The sequence below is a fragment of the Streptomyces sp. MZ04 genome (assembly GCF_004684775.1).
Classification (GTDB): domain Bacteria; phylum Actinomycetota; class Actinomycetes; order Streptomycetales; family Streptomycetaceae; genus Streptomyces.
This window is the reverse complement of record NZ_SRIC01000171.1, coordinates 1-17,914: the sequence shown is the minus strand read 5'-3', so window position 1 is coordinate 17,914 and position 17,914 is coordinate 1. Positions and strand designations below refer to the sequence as shown.

The 17,914-nt window shown below is 71.2% G+C and carries 16 protein-coding genes and 2 pseudogenes; 11 read left to right on the top strand and 7 right to left on the bottom strand.

From position 1 onward, the window contains the following. The 5 genes and pseudogenes from E2651_RS44190 to E2651_RS28520 all read left to right on the top strand — a co-directional run. A partial coding sequence (locus E2651_RS44190) for a hypothetical protein (protein WP_167828916.1) occupies window positions 1-1,600 on the top strand: 1,600 nt, incomplete at its 5' end. Between the two features lie 135 nt (window positions 1,601-1,735). Next, a pseudogene (locus E2651_RS28535) lies at window positions 1,736-2,864 on the top strand (hypothetical protein). Between the two features lie 2 nt (window positions 2,865-2,866). After that, a complete protein-coding gene (locus E2651_RS28530) occupies window positions 2,867-3,283 on the top strand; it encodes a hypothetical protein (protein WP_135334115.1) in 417 nt (138 codons plus the stop codon). A gap of 95 nt (window positions 3,284-3,378) precedes the next feature. Then, a complete protein-coding gene (locus E2651_RS28525; RefSeq protein ID WP_135334114.1) occupies window positions 3,379-3,972 on the top strand; it encodes a TetR/AcrR family transcriptional regulator in 594 nt (197 codons plus the stop codon). Between the two features lie 16 nt (window positions 3,973-3,988). Continuing rightward, entirely contained in the window at window positions 3,989-5,173 is a 1,185-nt protein-coding gene (locus E2651_RS28520) for a GDSL-type esterase/lipase family protein (RefSeq protein ID WP_135334113.1), read from the top strand. A 76-nt stretch (window positions 5,174-5,249) separates the two neighbouring features. Here the strand turns inward: E2651_RS28520 and E2651_RS28515 are convergent, their stop codons facing one another. Beyond that, the gene (locus tag E2651_RS28515; protein ID WP_135334112.1) at window positions 5,250-5,933 is read right to left on the bottom strand and encodes an SUMF1/EgtB/PvdO family nonheme iron enzyme; all 684 of its coding nucleotides are present in this window, start codon (window positions 5,931-5,933) and stop codon (window positions 5,250-5,252) included. 7 nt (window positions 5,934-5,940) lie between these two features. Next, entirely contained in the window at window positions 5,941-6,699 is a 759-nt protein-coding gene (locus E2651_RS28510; RefSeq protein ID WP_135334111.1) for a MerR family DNA-binding transcriptional regulator, read from the bottom strand. A 149-nt stretch (window positions 6,700-6,848) separates the two neighbouring features. On the opposite strand from E2651_RS28510, the gene uvrA reads away from it, so the two are divergent. The 3 genes from uvrA (at window position 6,849) to E2651_RS28495 (ending at window position 10,671) form a co-directional block, all read left to right on the top strand. Beyond that, complete coding sequence (gene uvrA / locus E2651_RS28505) at window positions 6,849-9,410, top strand: excinuclease ABC subunit UvrA (protein ID WP_135334110.1); 2,562 nt, start codon at window positions 6,849-6,851, stop codon at window positions 9,408-9,410. Window positions 9,411-9,658: 248 nt separating this feature from the next. Beyond that, window positions 9,659-10,231: a hypothetical protein gene (locus tag E2651_RS28500; RefSeq protein ID WP_135334117.1), complete on the top strand. Its 573-nt coding sequence runs from the start codon at window positions 9,659-9,661 to the stop codon at window positions 10,229-10,231. A gap of 5 nt (window positions 10,232-10,236) precedes the next feature. Beyond that, window positions 10,237-10,671 (top strand): hypothetical protein, encoded by a 435-nt coding sequence (locus E2651_RS28495; RefSeq protein ID WP_135334109.1) that lies wholly within the window; start codon window positions 10,237-10,239, stop codon window positions 10,669-10,671. Between the two features lie 34 nt (window positions 10,672-10,705). On the opposite strand, the gene E2651_RS28490 is transcribed toward E2651_RS28495, so the two are convergent. The 3 genes from E2651_RS28490 to E2651_RS28480 all read right to left on the bottom strand — a co-directional run bounded on the left by E2651_RS28490 (window position 10,706) and on the right by E2651_RS28480 (window position 13,458). Continuing rightward, window positions 10,706-11,443: a MerR family transcriptional regulator gene (locus E2651_RS28490; protein ID WP_135334108.1), complete on the bottom strand. Its 738-nt coding sequence runs from the start codon at window positions 11,441-11,443 to the stop codon at window positions 10,706-10,708. A 266-nt stretch (window positions 11,444-11,709) separates the two neighbouring features. After that, entirely contained in the window at window positions 11,710-12,624 is a 915-nt protein-coding gene (locus tag E2651_RS28485; protein WP_135334107.1) for an alpha/beta hydrolase, read from the bottom strand. A 225-nt stretch (window positions 12,625-12,849) separates the two neighbouring features. Further along, the gene (locus tag E2651_RS28480; RefSeq protein ID WP_135334106.1) at window positions 12,850-13,458 is read right to left on the bottom strand and encodes a TetR/AcrR family transcriptional regulator; all 609 of its coding nucleotides are present in this window, start codon (window positions 13,456-13,458) and stop codon (window positions 12,850-12,852) included. A 109-nt stretch (window positions 13,459-13,567) separates the two neighbouring features. Here E2651_RS28480 and E2651_RS28475 point away from each other — a divergent pair, with 109 nt between their 5' ends. Further along, the gene (locus tag E2651_RS28475) at window positions 13,568-15,037 is read left to right on the top strand and encodes a cytochrome P450 (protein WP_135334105.1); all 1,470 of its coding nucleotides are present in this window, start codon (window positions 13,568-13,570) and stop codon (window positions 15,035-15,037) included. 89 nt (window positions 15,038-15,126) lie between these two features. Then, window positions 15,127-15,315, top strand: a pseudogene (locus tag E2651_RS46205) (hypothetical protein); the annotation flags it as partial. Between the two features lie 134 nt (window positions 15,316-15,449). On the opposite strand, the gene E2651_RS28465 reads toward E2651_RS46205, so the two are convergent. Next, window positions 15,450-15,686, bottom strand: a complete 237-nt coding sequence (locus tag E2651_RS28465; protein ID WP_135334104.1) for a hypothetical protein — start codon at window positions 15,684-15,686, stop codon at window positions 15,450-15,452. A 56-nt stretch (window positions 15,687-15,742) separates the two neighbouring features. Then, the gene (locus tag E2651_RS28460; protein WP_135334116.1) at window positions 15,743-16,312 is read right to left on the bottom strand and encodes a TetR/AcrR family transcriptional regulator; all 570 of its coding nucleotides are present in this window, start codon (window positions 16,310-16,312) and stop codon (window positions 15,743-15,745) included. Between the two features lie 215 nt (window positions 16,313-16,527). Here E2651_RS28460 and E2651_RS28455 point away from each other — a divergent pair. After that, on the top strand, window positions 16,528-17,914 hold a 1,387-nt coding region (locus E2651_RS28455; protein ID WP_135334103.1), incomplete at its 3' end, for a cytosine permease.

Here is a 17,914-nt window from a genome sequence, read left to right as displayed (position 1 = left end):
GGGCGACGGGCGGGGCGATGACGCCGGGGAGCGTGAGCTGTTCACCCGTCTTCGCTCCCGCCGGGTGCTTGTCGTGCTCGACGACTTCGATCCCGTACGCGACGAGTGCGTACGCCTGGTGCAGTCGCTGATGCTGTGCGCGCCGGGAGTACGGGTCCTCGCCGCCGGGCGCCAACCGCTGGGTCTGGGGGACGAGTTGGTCCTGCACCTCGGCCCGCTCCCGGTCACCGTGCCGGGCACGAGTGAGGAACCGGGGCCCGCGGTGAGGCTGTTCATACAGCGATCGCGTGATGTCCGGGGAACGGCGGGGGAAGAGGCCGAGCTGCGCGCCGTGAGCGACATCTGTACGCAGCTGGAGGGCGTGCCACTGGCCGTCGAGCTGGCCGCGGCGCAGACCGCGCACCATTCGCCCGACCAGCTGGCCCGCATGCTGCGGCCCGCACAAGGATGGCTCGGCATGCCGGAGGCGCCGTTGCGGCGGCACCGGTCCCTGCGGGCCGCCGTCGGCGCGAGTTACGCGTTGTGCGGGCAGGCCGAGCGTTCCGTGTGGGCGCGGCTGAGCGTGTTCGCGGGTGAGTTCGAGGAGGACGCCGCCGTGTTCGTGTGCGCGGGCGGCGGCCTGCCCCCGGCGCGGGTGGCCTCCTGCCTGGCCCGGCTCGTCCTGGCGTCGGTGCTCGAGCCGGTGCGCGATCCCGGTGGCGTGCTGCAGCCCCGCTACCGGCTGCCGGCGGCGGCCCGCGGGTTCGGCACCGAACGCCTGCAGTCCGTGGGCGAGTCGGCCGCGGCGGGCACCCGGCACCTGACCTGGTACAGCGGCGTCGCCCAGACCGCCCACCACCTGTGGAGCACCGGACGGCACGAGCAGGCGACCCTGCTGGTCCGTGACGAGGAGCCGAACCTGCGGATCGCGCTCGCGCGGGGCCCGTACGCCGCCGATCAGAGCGCGGTCGCCCTGGGCATGGCCGTGGACCTGTGGTTCTGGTGGGCGGTGTGCGGTCACGCCGCCGAGGGGCGGGAGCATCTGCGGCAGCTGCTGCCCTTCGGCCGCGCCGACACGCTCGTCTGCGGGCAGGCGCTGTGGCTCGCCGGGTGGCTGTCCGCGTGCACCGGCGGACCGGAGGCGGAGGAACTCCTGGGCCAGGCCTGGCGGGTGGCCGTTCTCGCGGGAGACGACGCGACCGTCGGCCGTGTCGCCCACGCGCAGGGCGTGCTTGCGCTGCGCAACGGCGAGACCGAGCGCGCCATCGAGCACCTGTGCGAGGCCGCCCACACCATCCCGGCCCATACGCGGCTCGGCCCGCCGGCCGCGGTCAGCTGGGCCGAGCTGGCCGTGGCCCAGGCGCGGGTCCGCCCGGCCGACGCGCTGCGCAGCGTCCGCCGCGCGTCGGCCGGTACGCAGACCCGGCACGACGTGTGGGCACGCTCCCTGACGCAGTACGCCCACGCCCTCGTCGAGCATCTCCGCGGCCGCCGCAGCCGCGCCTGGCGCCGCGCGCACAAGGCGCTGGCCGGTGTCACCGCCGTGGCCGGGCCCCTCGGTGCGGCCCCGGTCCGGCAACTCATCGCCGAGATCGAGCACGGTCCGACCGAGCGGAAGTGACCGCCCTTGTCTCGGTCCCCTTGACGGTCACCCGCCTGGGTCAAATCCCGGGAAAGGGTTGGATTGCCCTGATTCATTCGCTTTCGCGCGGTCTACAGATAGTGGGACCGGTCGGCGAGTGGACGGAGCGAGAGCATGCGGGCGTTCGACCGAAGGCGCGCGCTGGGTCTGGGACTTGCCGTGACGGCGGGCGTGGGACTCGCGGGGTGCGGCGCGAAGGAGTCCGGGTCCAGGGCTTCGGTCTCCCCCACACCGCCCGGACCCGGCAAGAGCGGTACCGGCGGCGGCCAGCACGGTGCGCAGCGGAGACGGCCGTCGATCAGGCCGATCGGTGACGGTTCGACGGCTTTTACCGGGCAGCAGCCCCGGCAGCCCGCCAAGCCCGTTCCGCTGGAGCCGGGGCAGACGCCCCCGCAGTTCGTGATCTTCTCCTGGGACGGTGCGGGCGAGGTCGGCAACGGTCTCTTCCCGCGTTTCCTGAAACTGGCCGAGAACCATGACGCGCGGATGACGTTCTTCCTCTCCGGGCTCTATCTGCTGCCCGAATCGAAGAAGCGTCTCTACCGGCCGCCGAACAATTCCGTGGGCGCATCCGACATCGGCTATCTCACCGACGGCCACATCAAGGAGACCCTCAAGTACGTCCGCCAGGCCTGGCTCGAGGGCCATGAGATCGGCACGCACTTCAACGGGCACTTCTGCGGCGGAACCGGCAGCGTCGCCAACTGGACGCCCGCGCAATGGCAGGACGAGATCGACCAGGCGACGTCCTTCGTCAAGGAAGGCCAGGACAATCTGCTGCCGGTCGCCCGCGACCTGGGCTGGCGCTACGACTCCTCGTCGCCCGGCGGGCTGCTACAACATCCTCGCCAACCAGTCGCAGAATTCGACGCGGGCCCCCTCGTCCAACTATCCCGGCTGGCGCAACCAGCCGGCCGAGGCGTATCTCGCCGGATTCCAGCGGGCGTACGAGACGAACCGAGCGCCCCTTTTCATCGGCAACCACTTCGAGGAGTGGAACGGCGGCATCTACATGGACGCCGTCGAGCAGGCCCTCACCCGCATCGCCGGGCAGAAGGACGTACGCCTCGTCTCCTTCCGGCAGTTCGTCGACTGGCTCGACGTCCAGGACCCGGCCGTCCTCGACCGACTGCGCGGCCTCGACGTGGGGCAGCGCCCCGACGGCGGATGGAAGAACTACCTCGCACCACGGGATCACCAGGGATCAGTGGATCGCACCAGAGAGATGGGAACAGGAAGTTGACTGTGAATCGGTTGAAGTACGCGTCGTTGGCGGGACTCGCGGCGGTGGCCGTCCTGACGGGCCCGGCGGTGGCCGCCGCCACCGCGGGTGACCCGCCGCCGTCCGACACGGCGCCGCAGGCACCGGCGGCCGAGGCCGCCGCCCCGCGTCCGGCACTGACGGCGAAGGCGAGCGTGGCCAGTGTGCGCGCCTGGCAGCCGTTCAACATCAACGGCCTCAGCCAGGGCATGGCGCCGGGGACCCGCGTCACCCTGCAGGAGAAGCAGGGCGAGCGGTGGGTGTCGCTGCCCGTGTCGGTGAACATTCAGCGCAACGGGGCGTACGCCATGCGCGTCAAGCTCGGCCTCAAGGGGCACAACGCCCTGCGGATCGTCGGCGGGGGCGCCGTATCGCCCGTCGTCCATGTGACGGTGCGCTGACGACCTGGCCGCCCCTCTTCGCCGAATAGACGAGCAGATTTGCCTAAAGGTATTAGGCAGCTGCATAATCTATTTCGGCAAGAGAGGGGCAGGTCATGGTGCGCGTAGGGCTGACCACGGAACGTCTCACCCGGGCGGGTGCGGAACTGGCCGACGAGGTCGGCTTCGACCAGGTGACCGTCTCGGCGCTGGCCAGGCGGTTCGACGTCAAGGTCGCGAGTCTGTACTCGCATGTGAAGAACTCCCAGGACCTCAGGACCAGGATCGCCCTGCTCGCCCTGGAGGAACTCGCCGACCGGGGCGCCGCCGCGCTGGCCGGACGGGCCGGCAAGGACGCGCTCTCGGCTCTGGCGAACGTCTATCGCGACTACGCCCGGGAACACCCCGGCCGCTATGCCGCGGGCCAGATGCGGCTCAGCCCGGAGGCGGCGGCCGCCGGCGCGGGCGGCAGACACTCGCAGATGACGCGGGCGATCCTGCGCGGCTACGACCTGACGGAACCGGACCAGACCCACGCGGTCCGCCTCCTCGGCAGCGTCTTCCACGGCTACGTAAGCCTGGAGCTCGCGGGAGGGTTCAGCCACAGCGCCCCCGACACGGAGGAGACCTGGCCCCGGATCCTCGACGCCCTCGACGCCCTGCTGCGGAACTGGCCCGCGCCGGAAATCCCCGTACCCCAGACCCATTGATCAACAGGTTGAGGCCATGAACACCCCCCAGGACCGGATCACCACGCCCGTCACCGCGGAACTCCTGCGCGGCGCCCTCGATGTGGAGCACACCGAGCACGGTGTACTGCCGCACCGGCTGCCCGCCTGGGCCCGCGCCCAGTACGCCGACGGACAGCTCGCCATGGCCGAGGCCCAACCGTCGGGCGTACGCCTGGTGTTCCGTACCCGCGCCACCGCCGTCGAGCTCGAAGTCCTGCCCACCAAGCGGGTCTACGTCGGTGCGCCGCCCCGCCCGGACGGCGTGTACGACCTGCTCGTCGACGGCCGGCTGACCCGTCAGGCCAGTGCGGCGGGCGGCAACACGCTCACCGTCGACATGGCCAAGGGGACCGCCGAGCTGCGGCCCGGCGCGACCGGCACCGTCCGCTTCAGCGATCTGCGCGACGCCATGAAGGACGTCGAGATCTGGCTGCCGCACAACGAGACCACCGAACTCGTCGCCCTGCGCACGAACGCCCCCGTCGAGCCCGCGCCGGACCCGGGCCGCCGGGTGTGGCTGCACCACGGCAGTTCGATCAGCCACGGCTCCGACGCCGCGAGCCCCACCACCACCTGGCCCGCGCTGGCCGCATCCCGCGGCGGTGTCGAACTGGTCAACCTGGGGTTCGGCGGCAGCGCACTGCTCGACCCGTTCACCGCCCGCACCCTGCGGGACACCCCCGCCGACCTGATCAGCGTCAAGATCGGCATCAATGTGGTCAACGCCGACCTGATGCGCCTTCGCGCCTTCACGCCCGCGGTCCACGGCTTCCTGGACACCATCCGCGATGGCCACCCCACCGCGCCGCTGCTGGTCGTCTCGCCCATCCTGTGCCCCATCCACGAGGACACGCCCGGTCCCTGCGCCCCGGACTTCAGCGCGATGAGCACCGGGCAACTGCGGTTCATGGCCACGGGCGATCCGGCGGAGACGGCGAGCGGAAAGCTGACCCTGACCGTCATCCGGGACGAGCTGGCCCGGATCGTGGCACAGCGCGCGGCCGACGACCCGAACATCCACCACCTCGACGGCCGCGACCTCTACGGCGAGGCGGACTTCGCCGAACTGCCGCTGCCCGACGCACTCCACCCGGACGCGGCGACCCACCGCCGCATCGGCGAACGCTTCGCCGATCTGGCCTTCGCCGCCAAGGGCGCCTTCGCCGAGGGCGGCGCCTGAGAGCGGTGTGGCACGTCCATTTCGTGGCGGACGAGGACGAGGAGACTCGGCACCGGCACGACCGCGAACGCGGCGGTCAGCTCCGGACGGAACGCGCGAGGCGGAAGCCCACGTCGTCGACCCGATAACTGGGGTGGCTGCGCCGCCGCGCGGACGCACGGCAGCTCCAGTGCTCGTCGAACCAGCCTCCGCCGCGCAGCACCCGATAGGTGCCGTAGACGTCCGGGTCGTAGAAGTCCCAGCACCAGTCCCAGACGTTGCCGAGCATGTCGTGCAGGCCCCACGCGTTGGGCCGCAGGGCGCCCACGTCGTGGATCCGTTCGTCCGAGTTGCCGCGGTACCAGGCGATCTCGTCGAGCGGCCCGTAGTGCGGTCCTGCGGTACCGGCGCGGCAGGCGTGCTCCCACTCGGCCTCGGTCGGCAGCCGGTAGCCGTCGGCCGACTCGTCCCACTCGATGTCTTCGCCGCCTTCGCCGTCGGTGTTGATGCGGTAAGAGGGCGCCAACCCCTCCTGCTCGGACAGCGCGTTGCAGAACCGGACCGCGTCCCACCAGGAAACCCCTTCGACCGGCAGCCGTTTCCCGTCGGCGGCGCTGGGCCGCCGGCCGGTGATCGCCGCGTACAACGCCTGGGTGACCGGGAACGCCGCGATGCGACAGGAGGCGACGTCGACCGTCCAACTGCGTTGCGTCCGGCGGTCGGACAGCGTCACCCGTCCCGCCGGAATGTCGATCATCTCGGTGCCTGTGCTGACGTCCATGCGCCGATCATGCCTGATCGGGTTCGGGTTCCCCGGTCACGTAGGCGTACAGGCGGCCCGATGCCGCCAGCATCGCGGTCCCCCGGCCGGTCAGTGCCGCAAGGCGTTGCGCGATGGCCGCGCGCAGCGCGTCGGGGCTGCCCGTCTCGCGCAGTCCGTCGAGGACGGACTGGATCTGGGGCAGGGGGTAGTGGCCCTGCCGGAGGATGCTGACGATGCGGGCGTCGCGTACGTCGATGGGGCCGAACCAGCGGTAGTGGGTGCCCGGTTCGCGCTGCGGGTGCAGCAGGCCCGCGGCTTCCCACACCCGCAGCGCCGAGGTACGCACGCCCAGGCGGGCGGCGACCTCGCCGATCCGCAGGCGCGGTGTGTCGGAGGCCTGCGCGGTGTCGTCCGGGGTCTCGGTGGCGGCTTGTGGGGTCTCCTTCGCGACGGCTTCCAGCGCTTCGCCCGCCGCTTGGAGGGAGCGCCGCTGCTCGTGCAGTTCGACATGGCCCGCGTCGACGAGGGTGAGGGCCAGCGTGAGGTCGTCGGCGTGCAGGGCCCGCATGATCGCTTGGGCGGTGTAAAGGCCGTAGCCCGGCACGAGTGCGCGGTAGGTGAGCAGGGCGCGGCGGTGGCGCGTGTCGAATCTGCGGTATCCGGCGGGGGTGCGCGGGGTGGGCGGCAGGATGCCCGCGTCGGCGTAGTTGCGGATCTGCTGGGTGGAGACTCCGGCCGCCCGCGCCAGGTCGACGGGGCGCAGTGCCGTTTCCGCTCGGCTCATCGATCGACATCTCCTCTGCCTTCCGCACGGCATCCTTCGCGTGGCGTGGACGCATCCCCGAGTTGAAGGTTAGCGCCATGGATTCCCACTGATAGAGGCAATCAGCCTGCAAAAGTCTCAATCAGGACTTCAATGGAACACTTGAAGGCATGGATGCCAGCACTGTCAACGCCGACTCGATCCGCATCAAGGGCGCACGCCTGCACAACCTCAAGAACGTGTCGCTCGCCGTCCCCAAGAACAAGCTCGTCGTCCTGACCGGGCTCTCCGGCTCCGGCAAGTCCACGATCGCGTTCGACACCCTGCACCAGGAGGGCCAGCGGCAGTACTTGGAGTCGCTGGGCCTGGTCACCATGTTCGTCAGCAAGCCGGCGGTCGACTCGATCACCGGACTCTCCCCGTCGATCAGCGTGGACCAGCATCTGACCAACCGCAGCCCCCGCTCGACGGTCGGCACGGTCACCGAGGTCTTCACCTATCTGCGTCTGCTGTGGGCGCGCATCGGCCACCGCCCCTGCCCGGCGTGCGGGCAGGACGTCCCGCCCGCCTATCACGTCGACGGCGACGAGCTCTGGGGCGACGAGCCGCCCGCGGGCGAGTCCACCGACGAAGACAGCGAAGTCCCGGCGCTGCCCTGCCCGCACTGCGGGACAGCCGTCCCCGGCATGGTGATGGGCACCTTCTCCTTCAACAAGCCCGCCGGTGCCTGCGCCACCTGCACCGGCATCGGCACCGTGTTCCAGGCCGACGTGCGCCGCCTGGTCGACGACGGGCTGAGCGTCGCCGCGGGGGCCGTGCTCGGCTGGCTGCCCGTGCTGACCGCGCGCAACGTCCCGGTCCTGCGGGCCGCCGGCGAGCACTACGGCTTCGCCTTCGACGCGGACGTACCCGTACGCGAACTGGGCGACGTACAACGCGACTTGTTGCTCCACGGCGTCGCGAGCGACGCGTTCCGCCGCCACTTCCCGGGCGTCGAGCCACCTGCCACCGTGGCGCGCGGACGATTCGAGGGCGTCGTGACGACGACGCTGCGCCGGTACGCCGAACGCATCGATGACGCCGCCTACCGCGAGAAGGCGGAGAAGTTCCTCGTCAACGACGTCTGCCCGGACTGTGAAGGCACCCGGCTCCGCCCGGAGAGCCGGCGGGTCACCGTCGCCGGTCTGACCATCGTCGACGCGGCGCGGCTGCCGCTCGACGAGCTCGCCGGGTGGATCGGCGAACTGCGCGGCCATGTCACCGACGACGAGGCGTGGCAGGTCACCGAGCCCGTCGTGGACGATCTGCGGGAACGAGTACGGCGTCTGATCGATGTCGGCGTCGGTTATCTGACCCTGGAGCGGGCCACCCCCAGCCTCTCCGCGGGCGAGGCCCAGCGCCTGCGGCTTTCCGCCCTGCTCGGGTCGGGGCTCACCGGGGTGCTGTACGTCCTGGACGAGCCGACGATCGGGCTGCACCCGGCGGACACCGCACGACTGGTCGGCGTCCTGCGCCGGCTGCGTGATCTGGGCAACACGGTCCTGGTCGTCGAGCACGACCTGGACGTGCTGCGGGCGGCCGACCATGTCATCGACGTCGGGCCCGGCGCGGGCCGTGACGGTGGGCGCATCGTCGCCGCGGGGTCGCCGCAGGAGGTGGCGGCGACCCCCGGGTCGATCACCGGCGACTATCTGTCGGGGCGCCTGGCGATGCCGCTGCCCTCGGGCCGTCGGCCGGTCAACGGCAAGGAGTTGGTGATCCGCGGGGCGCGGGCGCACAACCTCAGGAACGTCACCGCGCGGCTGCCGCTGGGGCGGCTGATCGCGGTGAGCGGCCCTTCCGGATCGGGCAAGTCGTCGCTGGTGCTCGACATCCTGGGCCGTGCGGCGCGGCAGCGTTTCCACGGTGCGAGCGAGGCACCGGGCGCGCACGACGGGATCGAGGGCTGGGAGCACATCGACAAGGTCGTCACCATCGACCAGCAGGCGATCAGCCGGATGCCGCGGTCGAACGCGGCGACGTACTCGGACGCGTTCACGCCGATCCGTGAGGCGTTCGCCGCGAGCGCCGATGCGCGGCAACGGGGGCTGACCGCAGGGCATTTCTCGTTCAATGTGGCGGGTGGCCGGTGCGAGCGCTGTGCGGGTGCGGGAGTGCTCACGGTGCAGATGCATTTCCTGCCCGACGTGGAGGTGCGCTGTCCGGCCTGCCGGGGCCGCCGCTTCCGGGCCGAGGTGCTCGGTGCGCGTTACGGCGGTCATGACATCGCGCAGGTGCTCGAGATGACCGTCGACGAGGCGCTCTCCGTCTTCGAGGCCGTGCCCGGCGCGGCCACGCGGCTCCAGCGGATGTCCGACGTGGGCCTCGGCTATCTGCAGCTGGGCCAGCCCGCGACGACCCTGTCCGGCGGCGAGGCCCAACGCGTCAAGCTCGCCAAGGAGTTGGGACGCCGCGCCACGGGCCGCACGCTGTATCTCCTGGACGAGCCGAGCACGGGCCTGCACGCCGCCGACACGGCACGGCTGCTCGGCGTGCTGCAGCGGCTCGTCGACGCCGGGAACAGCGTCATCACCATCGAGCACAACCTCGACGTCATCCGCGCCGCCGACTGGGTCGTCGACCTGGGTCCGGAGGGCGGCGCGGCGGGCGGCGAGATCGTGGCCGAGGGCACCCCGAAGGAGCTCACGCGGGTGAGCGCGTCACGGACGGGGGCGTTCCTGGACGGGGTGTGAGGGGCTGCGCGGGGTGACCGGTACCGCGGTGGCGCTGAACGAGGGAGCGCGGTCGGCGCTCGGCGCCCTGGATATCTTCCCCTGATGGCGCGCGACGTGCGCGTGGTACGTCACGGTGAACGCCGAGACCGTCACCCGGACGCGCGGCAGCGGCGCCCGCCCCGCGGCGGCGTCTCGCCGTAACGTCCCCTTCGCCCCGATTGCCCTCTCGCCAGGCGAAGGAGAGTTCTTACGTGCGTGCCCGTCTCATGGCCGCTTTCCCCGTCCGTTCCGCCCTCCCCCGACTCGTCGCCCTCTTCCTCCTCCCCCTGCTGACCACGCTGAGCACCGCCCTGCTCGCCCCGGCGCACGCCCACGCGGATGTCCGGGTGACGCAGGCGGTGTCCGTCAGCACACTGCTGGCCCCGCCTCCGGCGGCGGACGAACCGTGCACCAGCAAGGACCCCGCGGTCTGCCTCATCCGGCAGATGAGCCCGGAGGAGCGCGAGCAGGCCCGCGAGACCCGGCTCCGCTACCACCAGCTCCTGGACACCATGGAGTTGGTCGCGGACCGCATGCACGAGGAGGGCCGCTCCGACGAGGAGATCGCCCGCGTCCTGGTCGACATGCGCAACCAGGCCAAGGACATCACCCGCGCCGGGATGACCCCCGAGGCGGTGCAGGCCCTGGAGCAGCGGAACATGGAGAAGTACGGCAACCCGCTGGGCCCGACCGCCGACCAGCAGTACGCCAAGTACGGCAGCTGGGCCAAGGTCATCGAGGCGGCCACCCGCACCAGCGCCGCCGTCGACCAGGAACTCGGCATCCCGCCGCGCGGCTGACCTCCATGATCCTGCGGGACTACGACCACCACGGCCGGACGTGGGAGCTGAACCCCCGAACGGGGCTCCTCTCCCCCGCGTCCGGCCGTTGCCATGGCTTCGTCCACGTGGGCGCCGACGCGGCGACGGCGCTGTACGCCGATGCGGAGACCCTGTGGCTTCAGCACGCGGAACACCGCTGGAACTGCGCGACAGTGACGGTCCGTCAGTCGACCAGAGCGGACGGCACCCGCCTCTTCACGGTCGAGGACGCTCACGGCACGGCCCTCGAACTCCCCTACCCCGCACCGGACTCGGGCCCCTTCGACCCGACGTACGACTGGATCGACGCGGAGGCGGACGACTTCTACCTCTGGACGGCGGGCCGCCTCGCGGACGGTGAAGCGACGTCGCACACCACGCTGTTCACTCACTTCCGGGCCGGATTCCTGCCGTCCTGAGCTGACGCTCGGCCCGGCATGGACGGTGCGGGCTTCAGCTGTCGTGCCCGGCGGCCAGGCGCCGCTTGGCGCGGTGGGCGAGCGCGTCGACGATGCGTTGCCATGCCGGTGACGCCTCGGAGATCCGGCAGGAGACCAGTTTCACGTACCCCGGTCGGCTGTCGTCCTGTTCGTGCTTGATCTCCCATGCGTCCAGGTCGTCGATGAGTTGGTCCAGGCGTGGATCGTCCGGATCCCAGTCGACTGATTGATCGCAGGCGAGATACAGGCGCAGTGTCTCGGGGTCGTCGAGGCCGGCGTTCTTGTCCCGGATCCGCTGCGGCATGACGTGCGGGTCCAGTGCCTGCATCAGGATCCACGCGTCGCGCTCGAGCCGCACTCTGCGTTCGCCGACCCCGAGGCCGCGCATCCGGTCCAGGATGGCGACCACCTCGGGGGGCAGGACAAGCCTTTCGCCGCTGTCCAGATCGGTGATCCGGCGGCGGTACTCGGTGAGCTGGTCGATCTTGCGCTGCAGTTCCGCGTCGATGTCGGTGACGGTCGCGGCGAATTCGGCCGGCTGCGCGTGCAGCAGCGCGTCGATACGGGCCAGCGGCACCCCCGCATCGGCGAGGGTCCTGATCCGGATGAGATCCACCACCGCCTGCGCGCTGTAGCGGCGGTAGCCGGAGGCATCTCGCTCGGGCTCGGGCAACAGGCCGACGTGATGGTAGTGGCGAACGGTGCGCACGGTCACTCCGGCGGTCGCCGCGAGCCGGCTGATCGTGAGCACCGTCCTCCTCTGGTCGTCGTGAAGTCTGCCGGCGCCGAGTCTAGGGCCTGTCCGATGGGTCAGGCCGGTCTTCGCGCCGGGTGCCGATTGATCAGGGCCGAGCGGGCCCTGGTGCGTGCAGCTGCAAGGCGGAGGAGGGCGGCAACGCGGAGCGTTGGCAACCGACGACAACGCGGGAGGGGGCACCTCCCTGCTCGAGCGAAGCCGAGAGCTTGGGGGAGTGCGTGCCAGGGGTCGCGACCCCGGCAGGACCCATCGGACAGGCCCTAGGCGCGAGCCGCCCGTTCGATCACGTCGCGGATCGCCTGGACCACGGCATCGGGGCGGTCGAAGCAGAGCCGGTGGTGGGCGGTGTCGGAGAGGATGCGTTGTTCCCCGTGCGAGACCCCGCTCACCAGGGCCGCGTCCATTCTCATGCGGCCGTCATGCATCTCTTGCAACGTCCGCTCCGACGTCAGCGCCCGCTGGCCGGGGTCGGTGCCGACCACGGTCAGAGCGACCACCGGGACATCGGGAAGGTCCGGCCCGGCCCGCAGTTCGGTGGCGAGCTCGGCCAACTTGCCGCGCTCGGCGATGCCTACGCCGGTCCATGCGTCGCTCACCTTGGCGTCGACCAGCGCCTGCCGCACGGACTCCGGGAAGTCCGCAAGCAACTCGGCGTGCATCGCGCGCAGGGCCGGGCGCATCTGGTCCAGTTGCTCGCGACCGGGCGCCATCTGCTCGACCGCGGCCAGAGACGCCTCGGGCGGCATGAAGTCGTCCCAGTCGCGGTGGAAGGCGTCCAACCAGACAAGCCCGGCCACGTCCTGGGGGTACAGCTGCGCGAACCGATGCGCGTAGAAGCCGCCGAGGGAGTGCGGCACCAGAACGTACGGGGCGGCGATGTCCTGGGCGCGCAGCACCTCGCGCAGTTCCGTGGCGACCGCGGCGGCGGTACGCGGCAGCGGGAGGGAGTCGCTATAGCCCGTGCCGCCGCGGTCGTACACCACGGCGGCGGTGAACTGCGAGACCGCCTGCTGGACACCGAGATAGTCCAGGCCCACCGCGCTGGCCCCCGGCAGGAACACCACCGCCGGTCCGCCACTGCCCGACCGGTGCACGAAGATGCGGCGGCCCTCGATCTCCTGGAATCCTCCGACCGGCGGGGCGAGCCGAGCCGAGGAAGTGCTGTTGTTCGTCATGCGACCAGGCTCCAACCCTGACGCAGGGTCAGGGTCAACTCCGTCCGCGCAGCAGTGCGCTCACAGGCGGAACGAGTTGTGGCTGCCGGTCCGTGCTGTTCGAGCACGTACTACGGCCGCATCCGTCCCCATAGTCCACTCGGTACATCTCCTGCGCGCCTCACAGCAGTATGAGTGGCCGTCAGCAAGGGCGGGCGGACTCGGTCCGCCCGGTCGGGGCCGCCCTCACGGCGAGATGGCGCCCAGGAGCGCTCTCGCGCACAGGTCCCGCACTTGTTCCCTGGGGAGTTCCGGTTCCTCGAGCCACTCCAGGCAGACGGCCACCATGAACGCGAGCCAGCCGCGCACGGCCAGGCGGAGGGTGGGCAAGTCGTGTGCGGTGGCCGCCGCTTCGGGGTCCGCGGCCAGGGCCTCAAGGATCTGGTGTTCCTGCGCCGCGAGACTCTCGCGGTAGACCTCGCGCGCGGTCGGGTCGCCCGTCGCCTCGGCCCGGTGGAAGGCGCGGAAGCCCTCCGCGTGCTCCTCCACGTAGGCGAGGAACGTGTCGAGCCCCGTGGTGACCTGCTCGCGGACCGGGATCCCGGGGACCGCGGCCGTCAGCCGCAGCATGCGCCTGCTCTCGCGCTGCACGACGGCGGCGAAGAAGTCGCTCTTGGTCGGGAAGTAGTGGTACAGCAGGCCGCGTGAGACACCGGCGATCTCCGCCACCCTCTCGACCCATACGTCGTCGTACGGATTCTGCGCGAAGAGCCGCGCCCCCGCAGTGAGCAGTTGCTCGCGCCGCTCCTCGGTGCTGAGTCTGCGGCGCGTGCGTTCCTGCGGGTTCGCGGCCATGGGAGCACCTTACTTGACGTGGATTCAATAGGGGGACCAGACTGAAGCGCCTTATTGAATCCGCGTACAACAGGCTCAACGAGCGCGTGGCACAAGGGAGATGGCACTCATGGCGCAGTTGTCTCAGGTGGCGGAGCCGGAGGATGCCCCCATACCGAAGGGGTTCCGCAGTGCCGAGATCGGGTGGCCGCGGCTCGGCGCCATTCCGCATCCGCCGCGCCGTCTGCCCCTGGTCGGCGACGTCCTCGGCGCCAACGTGCGTACGCCCGTGCAGGATTCGATGCGGATCGGGCAGGCGCTGGGACCGATCTTCCGCCGCAAGGCCTTCGGCAAGGAGATCGTCTTCGTCTGGGGTGCCGGGCTCGCGGCCGAGCTGGCCGACGAGTCGCGCTTCGCCAAGCATGTGGGGCTCGGCGTCGCCAATCTGCGGCCGCTCGCCGGGGACGGCCTGTTCACCGCCTACAACCACGAGCCCAACTGGCAGCTGGCACACGACGTTCTCGCGCCGGGGTTCAGCCGTGACGCGATGGCGGGCTACCACCCGCTGATGCTGGACGTCGCCCGGCAGCTGACGGCCCGCTGGGACGAGCGCGAGGCGGCGGGACGGTCCGTGGACGTGCCGGGCGACATGACGAAGCTGACCCTGGAGACCATCTCCCGCACCGGCTTCGGGCACGACTTCGGATCCTTCGAGCGGTCCCGGCCGCATCCGTTCGTGACGGCGATGGTCGGCACGCTCTCCTACGCCCAGCGCCGCAATGTCGTTCCGCCCGCGCTCGCCCCGCTGCTGCTGCGCGGCGCGACGCGGCGCAACACCGCCGACATGGCCTATCTCAACCGCACTGTGGACGACGTCGTCGCGGCGCGGCGTGCCGCGCCCGGCCAGGGCACCGGCGATCTGCTCGACCGGATGCTCGAGGTCGCCCACCCCGAGACCGGCGAGCGTCTCTCCGCCGAGAACATCCGCCGCCAGGTCATCACCTTCCTGGTCGCCGGGCACGAAACGACGTCGGGCGCCCTGTCGTTCGCGCTGCACTACCTCTCGCGCTCCCCCGAGGTCCTGGCCCGCGCACAGGCCGAGGTCGACGCGATCTGGGGTGACGTGGCGGAACCCGCGTACGAGCAGGTCGCCAAGCTCCGCTATCTGCGCCGCGTCCTCGACGAGTCGCTGCGGCTGTGGCCCACCGCCCCAGGCTTCTCACGCCAGGCCCGGCAGGACACGACGCTCGGCGGCACGCATCCGATGCGTGAGGGGGCCTGGGCGCTGGTCCTTGCCACGCTGCTGCACCGCGACCCGGAGGCATGGGGCGAGCGGCCCGAGACCTTCGATCCGGACCGGTTCGCCCCCTCGGCCGTACGGGCCAGGACCGCCCACGTCTTCAAGCCGTTCGGCACCGGCGCCCGGGCCTGCATCGGCCGTCAGTTCGCGCTGCACGAGGCGACGTTGGTCCTCGGTCTGCTGCTACGCCGCTACGACCTGCACCCCGATCCGGGCTACCGGCTGCGGGTCGCCGAGCGTCTGACCCTCATGCCGGACGGGCTCACACTGCGGCTCAGCCGCCGCGCCGGGGCGGCGTAGAACCTCGATTGTCAGACCCATGCGCAAGAGTGGAAGGTCCACCGGTGCCAACCGCCGGCCGGTCCGACCCGCGCCAAGGAGCTCTAGACATGACCACCACGCCGACCCCGGAACTGGCCGCCGCCCAGGCCTGCTTGAGGCTGCTGCACACCGCACGTGCCGCCCTGACGGACCCCGTCCCACCGGCCGCGGCGGCCTCGCTGCTCGCCGGGCCGATGGCGGAGGCCGACGAGGCGCTGCGCCGCGCGGGCCTGACGGGCAATGAGGCCGAGCTGCTCGCCAGGATCTACGACCTCGATCCGCACCCTCCCACGCCGTGCGGTGACGACGGCTCCCCCTCCCCCGGGTCCGCCGTCCCCGGGTCCGCCGTCCCCGGGTCCGCCGTCTCCAGCTCGGCTTCCACTTGACCCCGTCAGCTCGGCTTCCACTTGAACTTGTCGCCGCCCACCCAGTGCACGACCTCCGGATCATCCGCGTCGTGCACGACGATGCCCGCCCGGGCGGCGACCTCCAGGACTTCGGTGAGCCCGGTGGCCTCGCCGACCACCTCGCCGTCGATCTCCACGATGCGGAAGGGGGGCCGGCCGGGATTGATGCCAAGGACCGTGATCCGAGGATGGGCCACATGGAGGTTCGCGCTTTCGGTCATGCCTGGAGACTGCCACGCTCCGGCCCGGTCATGACCTGCTCGTTCGGCCGCTCGGGCTACGCGCCGGTGGGCTCGGGCCGTCCGATCAGCCGCTCGGCCGCCGAGCGCGCCGAGGCGAGCGCTCCCTTGCGGTCCGCGCCGCGCTGACCCAGGACGACCCGGGTGCTCAGGCCGTCGAGCAGCGCGAGGAGTTCACCGGCACGGCCCGCGGCGTCGTCCACCGTGAGGGCGCCCCGGTCCGCGCCCTGGGTGAGCAGCGCCTCCAGGTCCTGCTGCCAGCCGTGGTCCAGTTCGTCCTGGGCCGTGCGGAGCGGTTCGTTCGCACCGGCGCGCGCCCACAGCTCGATCCACAGCATCCAGCGGGGGTCGCGCGGCCCCGCCGGCAGGTACATCCGCAGGAAGCGGTCAAGTTTGCGGGCCGGTGCCGTCCGGCCCTCGATGAGCGCCCGGCGCTCCTCGGCCAGCGCGGCCTCGCTCCAGCGCAGCGCCTCCAGGAGCAGGCGGTCCTTGCTGCCGAAGTAGTACAGGATGTGCCCGCCGCTGGTGCCCAGACGGTCGGCCAGGGCGGACATGGTGAGCGCCGCGAGGCCGTTCTCGGCGATCGCCGTCATCGCCTCCTCGAGCATCCGGTCCCGCGCGACCTGCCCGTCCCGCCGTCGTGCCACGCCTGCTCCCGTTCCGGTTCCCGCGTCCCGCTCCACGTCCTCGAGCCTATCCGGGCCCCTCCTCATCGATTTCGCGCAGGGTCTTGACGTCTCCCTGACCCGTGCCTCATTTTGAATGCCATTCAAAGTTATAGAACGGCATTCAAAGTCTGGATGCCGGAAAGTGAGGTGCCCGCATGGCTAGACAGGCCACGGGAGTCACGAGCGACGAGGTGTTCCGCGTCGAGACCCACGGCATCGATCCGATCCCCGACGCCGACCGGCACGGCAGCGCCAAGGATCTGTTCTGGCTCTGGTTCGGCTCCAATCTGACCTTCACCTACGTCATCAACGGCGCCCTCGCCGTCAGCTTCGGCCTCAGCTTCTGGCAGGCCACCGCCGTCGTCGTGATCGGCGGCCTCGCGTTCTTCGCCATCAGCGCGGCGGGCCTCAGCGGCATCCGCACCGGCACCGCGACCCTGGTCATCTCCCGGGCCGCCTTGGGTGTCCTCGGGAACTGGCCCGCAGGGCTGCTCAACTGGGTCGTCTCCATCGGCTACACCATCGTCAACACCGTGGTCGGCACGCTCGCCCTGGAGGCCCTGTTCACCGATCTGGGCTGGACGGGCGGCGGGGACACGGCGCGGGGGCTCGCGCTCGCGGTGACCCTCGTGATGACCTTCGCGGTGGCCATGTGGGGGCACGCGACCGTGCAGCTCGCCGAGCGCTGGATGGCGTACGTCCTGGCCGCCGGATTCGGGGTGCTGCTGCTCTTCGTGCTGCCCGACGCCGACTTCGGCGCCGCATCGGGCGGCGGCGCGGGCTTCTCCGGATGGACCTGGGCGTTCGTCGTCATGCTGGCCGGGCCGTTCTCGTATCTGCCGATGCCCGCCGACTACACCCGCTATCTGCCGCGGGACACCTCGCTGCGCTCCATCACCGTCACCGGAGCGCTCGGCGGTCTCGTCTCCTCCGTCGCGCTCGGTGTAGCGGGCGTCGCGGCCGCCACGCAGGCCGACATGACGGACGCGGTCGCGGGGGTGGAGAAGCTGCTTCCGGGCTGGTTCCAGCCGGTGTTCCTGCTGCTCGTGCTCGGCGGCTCGGTCACCAACTCGATCCTCACGCTGTACTCCTCCAGCCTCAACCTGCAGGTCCTCGGCATCCCGTGGAGCCGCGCGAAGGCCATCGTCATCAGCGTCGTCGTCACGGCGCTCGGCTCGCTCGGCGCGCTCTTCCTGACCGACTTCACCGAGTCGCTGCTCAGCTTCCTCTCCCTGCTGATCATCGTGTTCGCGCCGTGGGGCGGGGTGTTCCTCGCCGACATGCTGTTGCGGCGCTGCCACTACGACACGGACGCGCTGCACACCACCGGCCGCGACGGGGCGTACTGGTACCGGGCCGGATTCCACCCCGCCGGGATGGCCGCCCTCGTCGCCGGTATGGCCTTCGCCGCGCTGACCTGCGACTCGGAGCTGTGGACCGGCCCCCTGGTCGCACCGCTCGGCGGCGGCGACCTCACGCTCCTCGGCTCGGTGGTCGCCGGGCTCGTGTACTGGGCGCTCGCCCGCCGCAGCGTCCCCGCCG